At 53.1% G+C, this 7,463-nt stretch carries 6 protein-coding genes and 1 pseudogene; 3 read left to right on the plus strand and 4 right to left on the minus strand.

Annotated elements, in window-relative coordinates; translation table 11 throughout:
- The first annotated feature begins 188 nt into the window (after positions 1-188).
- Positions 189-323, plus strand: coding sequence for a hypothetical protein (locus RW114_RS19170; RefSeq protein WP_340124351.1), 135 nt, complete (start codon positions 189-191; stop codon positions 321-323).
- A 1-nt stretch (position 324) separates the two neighbouring features.
- Here RW114_RS19170 and RW114_RS19175 read toward each other — a convergent pair whose 3' ends face one another.
- The 4 genes and pseudogenes from RW114_RS19175 to RW114_RS19190 all read right to left on the minus strand — a co-directional run.
- Entirely contained in the window at positions 325-966 is a 642-nt protein-coding gene (locus RW114_RS19175) for an HAD family hydrolase (protein ID WP_340124352.1), read from the minus strand.
- Complete coding sequence (glgX, locus tag RW114_RS19180; protein WP_340124353.1) at positions 963-3,146, minus strand: glycogen debranching protein GlgX; 2,184 nt, start codon at positions 3,144-3,146, stop codon at positions 963-965. The genes RW114_RS19175 and glgX overlap by 4 nt, the downstream gene beginning before the upstream one ends.
- 2 nt (positions 3,147-3,148) lie before the next feature.
- On the minus strand, positions 3,149-5,692 hold the full coding sequence (glgP, locus tag RW114_RS19185) for an alpha-glucan family phosphorylase (RefSeq protein WP_340124354.1): 2,544 nt from the start codon (positions 5,690-5,692) through the stop codon (positions 3,149-3,151).
- A gap of 231 nt (positions 5,693-5,923) precedes the next feature.
- Positions 5,924-6,478: pseudogene (locus RW114_RS19190) on the minus strand (IS5 family transposase); the annotation flags it as partial.
- A 76-nt stretch (positions 6,479-6,554) separates the two neighbouring features.
- On the opposite strand from RW114_RS19190, the gene RW114_RS19195 reads away from it, so the two are divergent.
- Together RW114_RS19195 and RW114_RS19200 are read left to right on the plus strand one after the other, a co-directional pair.
- Positions 6,555-6,869, plus strand: coding sequence for a P-loop NTPase family protein (locus RW114_RS19195; protein WP_340124355.1), 315 nt, complete (start codon positions 6,555-6,557; stop codon positions 6,867-6,869).
- Positions 6,866-7,375 (plus strand): hypothetical protein, encoded by a 510-nt coding sequence (locus RW114_RS19200; RefSeq protein ID WP_340124356.1) that lies wholly within the window; start codon positions 6,866-6,868, stop codon positions 7,373-7,375. Before RW114_RS19195 ends, RW114_RS19200 begins: the two co-directional genes overlap by 4 nt.
- Positions 7,376-7,463 lie beyond the last annotated feature (88 nt).

The raw sequence follows: 7,463 nt of genomic DNA on the forward strand, positions 1-7,463 counted from the left end.
GAGTTCAAATACTCACTCACCAACTGTTGGTGACGCTTTGCCAAGCGAGGATCGAGGTCTAATAACTTTTTTTATATTCATGGCGTATGTTACTACTTTTGTGCTTTAAGTTGTGTAGATAGCTATGCCGCCACAGCGGGATCCGGCGCCCTCAATAGCCGCGAAAAGTTGTCAGTGGGGTTCACACCTTGCACTCGCAGGGTGGTCTGCGGCAGTCCAATCCGCTCAATCCCACCCGCCAGAATCCGTTGGAGCGAGTCACCCGCTTCGAACAGCGCGAACTTGATGCTCGAAGAGCCGCCATTAATCGTCAGGATGCTTGAGTTAGCGGGTTTCATGGCTGACGCCTTCGTCATGCTGCAATCCAAACGAGGCCAATTGTGCGCACGTGGACGGGTAATCCGTGTGCAGAATGCTGCGAATCCCCAAACCTTCCGCGATCTGGGCGAACATCAGGGTGTTTTCGATATAGATGATCTGTTCGGTTGGCACCTGGGCGATGTCCAGCGCAAGCCGAAAAATGTCCGCGTCGGGCTTGCGGAGATGGACAAAGCAGGAGGAAACAAAAAAGTCCACGAAGCCATCCAGCTTGAACTTTCGAATTCGATACGTATTCAGTTCGCGACCTTCGTTGCTGACCACGGCGATCTTCAATCCGTACTTTATTTTGAGTTTGCAGATTAACTCGATCATCTCGGGAAAAGCTCGCGACTGCGCGAACATGAATTCCCGGAACTGATCCCGTGTGAACGGCCGCTCCTCGTAGAAAACCGTCCGGCTCAGGTATTCCTCCAGGGTGAGCTTGCCCTCCTCGTAGATGGCGAAGTTCAGGCCATGCCGATCCTCCATCTCGGCCCACTCAATCTTGAAGTTCGTTGCCGCCCGTTTGCGGGCAAGATGATCCCACCCATTGGTGAGCAGAACGCCGCCGATATCCAGAAACAAAGTCGTAATGTTTTTTTTCATTTGGCCTCCGTCAATACCGTTTGCTGCCTTTGATAGTTCGTTCCTTGAGCCAGCAGTATGGCGCCGGATCGGGGACTCAGATGGTAAGTTTGTCGATCTTCCCAAAGCGGTTCCTCGCCCGCTGCAAACAGATCCTGTGGCGCTTCGCGAGCGGTATCAACGGCCAGATGCCAACGTGCCCCGGACGGCTCGGAGGGCAAGCCGAAATCGACCGCATCGGTGCCGGCATTGAACATCAGGTAAAGTGCGCTCTGTTCGTCTTCATGGATCAGACAGGCAAACTGTTTTTCATTCGGGTCAGCCCAGTTGGGTAATCCCCTTTGAGGGTTGAACCAGCTGATCTCGGTGTCCGTGTAAAATTGATCCTTGCTTAGAATCGGATGCGCCCGGCGAAAGGCAATCATGCCACGGGTGAAGCGGAAAATTTCCCGGTGCTGTTCCAGACAGCTCCAGTCATGCCAGCTCGTTTCGTTGTCCTGGCAGTAGGCGTTGTTGTTGCCGCCTTGGGTGCGGCGAAATTCGTCCCCGCTGAGCAGCATCGGCACGCCGCGCGAGATCAGCAGGGTGAGCAGGAAGTTCTTGATCTGGCCCTTCCGCAAGGTCTCGATCCCGGCATCCGTCGTCTCACCTTCAACACCATAATTTGCGCTGAAATTATCGTTGGTCCCATCGTGGTTGCGTTCTCCGTTGGCTTCATTGTGCTTGTTCCGATAACTCACCAGATCATTCAACGTGAAGCCATCGTGACAGGTGACGAAATTGATGCTGCACTCGGGACATTTGCCGGTCTTGGCGTAAATGTCAGCGCTACCGCAGATGCGGCTGGCAAATGAACCGAGCATCCCCTCGTCGCCACGCCAGAATCGGCGCATATCGTCACGGTAGCGGCCGTTCCACTCCGCCCAGCCCCGGGAAAAATTGCCTACCTGATAGGCTCCGGCGGCATCCCACGCTTCGGCGACGAGCTTGGTTCCCCTCAGGATCGGGTCCTCGGCGATCCGCTCCAGCAGCGGGGGATTGGCCAGCAAGTTGCCGGTGCCATCCCGGCCGAGAACCGACGCCAAATCAAACCGGAAGCCATCCACATGCATCTCCACCACCCAGTAGCGCAATGCGCTTAAGGTGAAATCCCGCACCACGGGATGGTTGGCGTTGGTGGTGTTGCCTGTGCCCGTGTAGTCCTTGTAGTAGCGCTTGTCATCCGCCAGCGTGTAGAAGATCGCGTTGTCAATCCCGCGGAAACACAACGTTGGGCCCAGTTCGTTTCCCTCCGCTGTGTGATTGAACACGACATCCAGGATCACTTCGATATCGGCAAGATGGAGCGCCCGCACCATTTCCTTGAACTCCAGCTTCTGCTGGCCCAAGCCTCCCGAACTGCTGTAGGATGCTTTCGGCGCAAAGAAGGCCACGGGGTCGTAACCCCAATAATTCCTGAGTGACTTGCCTGTTTGCGGATTGATGCCTTTCCTCTGGTGTTCATTGAATTCCTGCACAGGCATCAGTTCCACAGCCGTCACTCCCAGTTCCTTTAAATAAGGGATCTTTTCCATCAGGCCCCGATAGGTGCCGGGATGCTCCACACCGGAACTGGGATGAATGGTGAAGCCTCGCACGTGTGTTTCATAAATGACCGTCTTCGGCCAGGGATGCCGGGGTGGCTGGTCTCCATCCCACTCGAAGGGTTCGTTGACAAACACGCATTTCGGCATTGAGCTGGAATTGTCCAGCATCGAAAGCACTAAGTCATGCTCTGGCGCCAACGGGTCGAATCCACGCGCCGATGCAAAATCCCACGGAGGCAGCCGCGAAATCGCAGTAGCGAAAGGATCAAGGAGAAGCCTGTTGAAATTAAAACGATGTCCTTCGCCAGGTTCGTAAGGGCCATCCACGCGGTAAGCATAGAGTTGACCGGGACCGATCTCCTCCACCCAAACGTGCCATACGTCACCGGTGCGGTTATGCACTGAATCCAAATCGATTATCCGAGCGGGCACTGCGTCTTCAGGATGCCCGAACAACTCTAGCCGAACGCGACTGGCGTTACGGCTAAAAATGGCGAAATTAACTCCTCCCCCCTTTTCCTGGGTTCCCAAAGGCAGCGGAGAGCCTGGCCTAACGTCAGCGTGCCCGGAGACCTCCGAGATATAATCGTGCAACTCGCGTTGGGGCGTTTTCATTATCAATGCCATAGGATTCGAGCAGATTCCAACGGAACCGACACCCCGGAACGGTGAGGTATTACTCGAGCCGAGTAGTCTCCTGCTGGACGTTTAGGGGGTACCGTTACGTGATAGACGCGGTAGTGGGATGCATCAGGTAGCGGTCCCACGTACTTCATTTCCTCCCGAACGGGATCGCCGCCGTTAATACCGTCTGCATAGAGCTCGACTCGTACTGCATTCGGATCGAGATCATTCAGAAAAATTTCGACTTCAAATACGTGATGGTCCGCGTTGATTTCGACCCGTAAGCCTCCAAAGCGCAACGAGTCCCAGTTTCGATCCAGCGCATGCTGCCAATCGACTATCTGGCTTGCCTCCGCGCATTTATTGGCATAGCGCTCACGATAGGCTAAGGCAGCAGGGAGGTAGTGTTGCTCGGCGTATTCGCGCACCGCGCGGTTAGCGGAGAACTGCGGTGTCATCCGCGCCATGCTTTCGCGCATCCGCGCCACCCAAGCACGAGGGATGTTCTTATCGTCACGGTTATAAAACTCAGGGATCACCTCCCTCTCAAGCCGCTCGTAGAGCGCGTAAGCTTCGACCGCGTCCCAGGCCGGATCGTCGCCATGTTCCTGGCCGTCTCCCAGCGCCCACCCCACTTCCGGCGTGTAGGCTTCCGCCCACCAGCCGTCCAACTCCGAGAGATTAAGGCCACCATTAACGAGCACCTTCATGCCGCTCGTTCTACACGCCTCCCATGGCCGCCGGGGCGTGTTGATCCAAACATCTACGGCCTGCACCAGGTGCTCAGTCAAAAGCATATCGTAGTCACTGAGGAAGATTACATGGGGGCGGGCCTCGGGTCGCCGGATGAAATGCGTCCATTCCTGGATCAAAGCCTGATCCGCTTGGTCTGCCGGATGAGCCTTGCCGGGAAGGATGAGCTGCACCGGTAGCTCAGAATTCGTTAACAGACGCAGCAGTCGCTCCGGGTCGTGCAGCAGCAGGTTCGGCCTCTTGTAGGTCGCGAAGCGACGCGCAAAACCGAGCGTCAATGTATTGGGATCAAAGAGATATTTTGCTCCGTCAACCGCCTCGGGCGACGCGCCGGAGACGGTCAGTTGTTGGGACAATCGTTCGCGGGCATATTCAATCAGAGACTTGCTGGCAGCTGTGCGAAATTGCCAGAGTCTGGCGTCGGAGACCCGTCGAATGTCCTGCTCCAGGGTTTCCGTCGGCCCCAGCCAGCGATCTTTTCCACAGACTTCCGTCCAGAGGTCGTCAGCCGGGGCTGAATCCCAACTCGGCATGTGGACGCCGTTGGTCGCGTGTCCGACCGGAATTTCGTCTTCTGGCCAGTGCGGAAAAAGTGGCAAAAAGATGTGTCGGCTGACTTCCCCGTGCAAGCGACTCACGCCATTGACTGCCCCGCTGCTGCGGATGGCCAGATAGGCCATGTTGAATAGCTCCGACGAGTCGTTAGGGTTCTGGCGGCCCAGGACCAGCAAATCGTGGCGTGTGATGCCAAGTTTTTGCTCGGCATAACCACCGAGATATTGTTCGATAAGCGCCGGTGTGAAACGGTCAAAGCCTGCGGCCACCGCCGTGTGGGTGGTGAAGTGGTTTCCGGCCCGGGTGACGGCCAGTGCAACTTCAAAGGGCTGCCCGGTTTCTTGCATGAAACCGCAGGCACGTTCCAACACGGCAAAGGCAGCATGACCTTCATTCAGATGACAGACTTCAGACTGGATGCCAAGCGCACTCAGCAATCGCCATCCGCCGATCCCGAGCAGCAGCTCCTGCTTGAGGCGCAGCTCCGGTCCGCCACCATAAAGCTCACTGGTAATCCCTCGATGCGCAGGGAAGTTGGCCGCATCATTGCTATCCAGCAAGTAAAGCTTCACTCTTCCGACCTGAACCTGCCAGACGCGTAGCCAGACCGAGTAACCGGGTAAGGCGATCTCCAAGCGCAGCCACTCGCCATCCGCCTGACGTAGCGGCGTGATCGGCAACTGCCCCGGATCGTTATATGGATAAAGTGCCTGTTGCGCGCCATCCTTATCAAGCACTTGGCGAAAATAGCCTTGCTGGTAGAGCAACCCTACGCCTACTACTGGTACGCCCAGATCGCTGGCGGCTTTGAGCTGATCGCCGGCCACATTGCCGAGCCCGCCCGAGTAAATGGGCAGCGCTTCGCTCAACATAAATTCCATGCTGAAATAGGCGACACAGTTGAGCGAAGATTGCGGGTAGGTTTGCTGAAACCACGCAGGAGCCTCTATGGTTTGCCGCCTGGCCTGTACCAGGCCATCAATGTTTTTGCGAAAAACGGGATCAGCTAACAAGCGCTCGATCCGGCCGCGCGCGACCATCTGCAGGACAACCCAGGGGTTCTGTGTGATTTCCCACAGTTTGGAATCAAGCTGCCGCCATACTTCGTCGGTCGCATGATTCCATGACCAACGCATATCCAGGGCCAGCTCGGCCAGGGAATCGAAGCCCTCAATTTCCGTGGGAAGAAGGTTGTATATAAGGTGGCTGACACGGGTTTGTTTGCTCATGTTTTCTCCTTATGACCAAAAACACTTTAGCTGCAAAACTATCTTTAGTCGGTACGGTAAAGCACATAAAGGCAGGGACTATAGGCTGTAATAAAAAAAACTATTCCTTCAATTCAAAAATCCTTGGACTTAACAACGCCATGTCAAACCGATTAAGGTTTTTTGGGTTAACAAAAAACAAATTATCTTCCTATAACACACCGATTTAACTTAGAACGTGTTTTAAAAGCCTTATCCATCGAGCCTTTGTAACATCAAATTAATCATGGCAATATGAATGAAAGCTTCGCTGGATTCGGTAAGCACTTCATAATCTTTACTCAAACGACGGTATCGATAAAGCCAGGCAAAAGTTCTTTCAACAACCCATCGACGCGGTAACAACTTGAAACCTTTGACATCATCTGAGTGCATTACCACATCGAATACAAAACGAAAGTGTTCGCGTACCCAGCCCAACAAAGCTCCTCGATAGACGCCATCTACCCATATTCTACGAAGCTTCTTGCAGCTACCCGTTAACTGTTGCAAAACAAGCTTTGCACCATCACGATCTTGAACAGCGGCCGTTGTCACCACGACAACCAGTAATAATCCTAGGGTATCGACCAAAATGTGGCGCTTACGTCCTTGAATTCTTTTGCCCGCGTCATAGCCTTTTTCGCCAGCCAATGCCGTAGTTTTAACGCTTTGGCTATCCAAACTGGCTGCGGTTGGATGTTTGTGTCGTCCGGCTTTACGGCGAACATCGGCTCGCAAAGTATCATGGATACGTTGCCAATTTCCAGGCCATGAGTTGATCATTCATACGGTCATTACCGGTGGCCAGGCGCTAAACGATACCTTGGTTGGATTTGCACAAATGGCAAATCACTTAAGCGGAAATACCAAATTTATGGTCTGGCTCAATCCCTACTGGGGCGAAGTCAAGTCTGGCGGCAAAACCTTTGAGCAAATGGCTGTTTACAAGACCAATAAAAAGGCCATCACCGCACTGATTCAGATACCGGAATACAAGCAAGAAACCTTTGGACACGACTTAAGCACAATGCTTAATCAAAACCTGACCTTCGATGAAGCTATCAACGATCCCGATAAAACCATCATGACCCGGCAACGATTGAAGATCATGCAAGATGATATTTTTAAGCGCTTAGATGCCGCAGTTATTTTATGAGCAATGAGTCGCAAGACCGGGACATTATCAGCAGCATAGATAATCAAGCGGCTGAGACCAAAGTCTATCAATCAGGCAACAGTACGGAAGCTATCATTCGCGCTGTTGCCGTTAAGCACGGCATTGCACTCGGCCACAACGACCCGATTCTGGTGTTGCATACGCTTAACGGCTTGTTAATGGATGAATTTGCAAGCAAGCAAGAAGTTTTAATCGATCAATTCAAGACTAATCTGGAAGAAACCGCTGATTTGTGGAGCAAAAATATGGAGATTAAAGCTAATGAGATTCTAGGCGGCATGGAAAACAGCCACCGTCATCTGATTAACGAGCTGATTGAAAAACATATCGATAACATTGCCATGGCAATTGCGGACAAAAGTGGCGATATTGCCATGGCACAGCAAAAAAGATCGTTATCCAATTTAAAATCTTTAAACAGCCAGTTAAAAAACATGAGGTTAATGCCATCTCCTTACACACAAATACTAAACCAGTCCATCTAGCTTGCGGGCTATCTGTATTCCATACACGCAGTCTTGTATTCTCTGGAACCCTTTCCATATGCTTTTAGCGCCGGGCTCTCCATCCGAT

This window comes from Methylobacter svalbardensis (assembly GCF_037671525.1).
Lineage (GTDB): Bacteria > Pseudomonadota > Gammaproteobacteria > Methylococcales > Methylomonadaceae > Methylobacter_A > Methylobacter_A svalbardensis.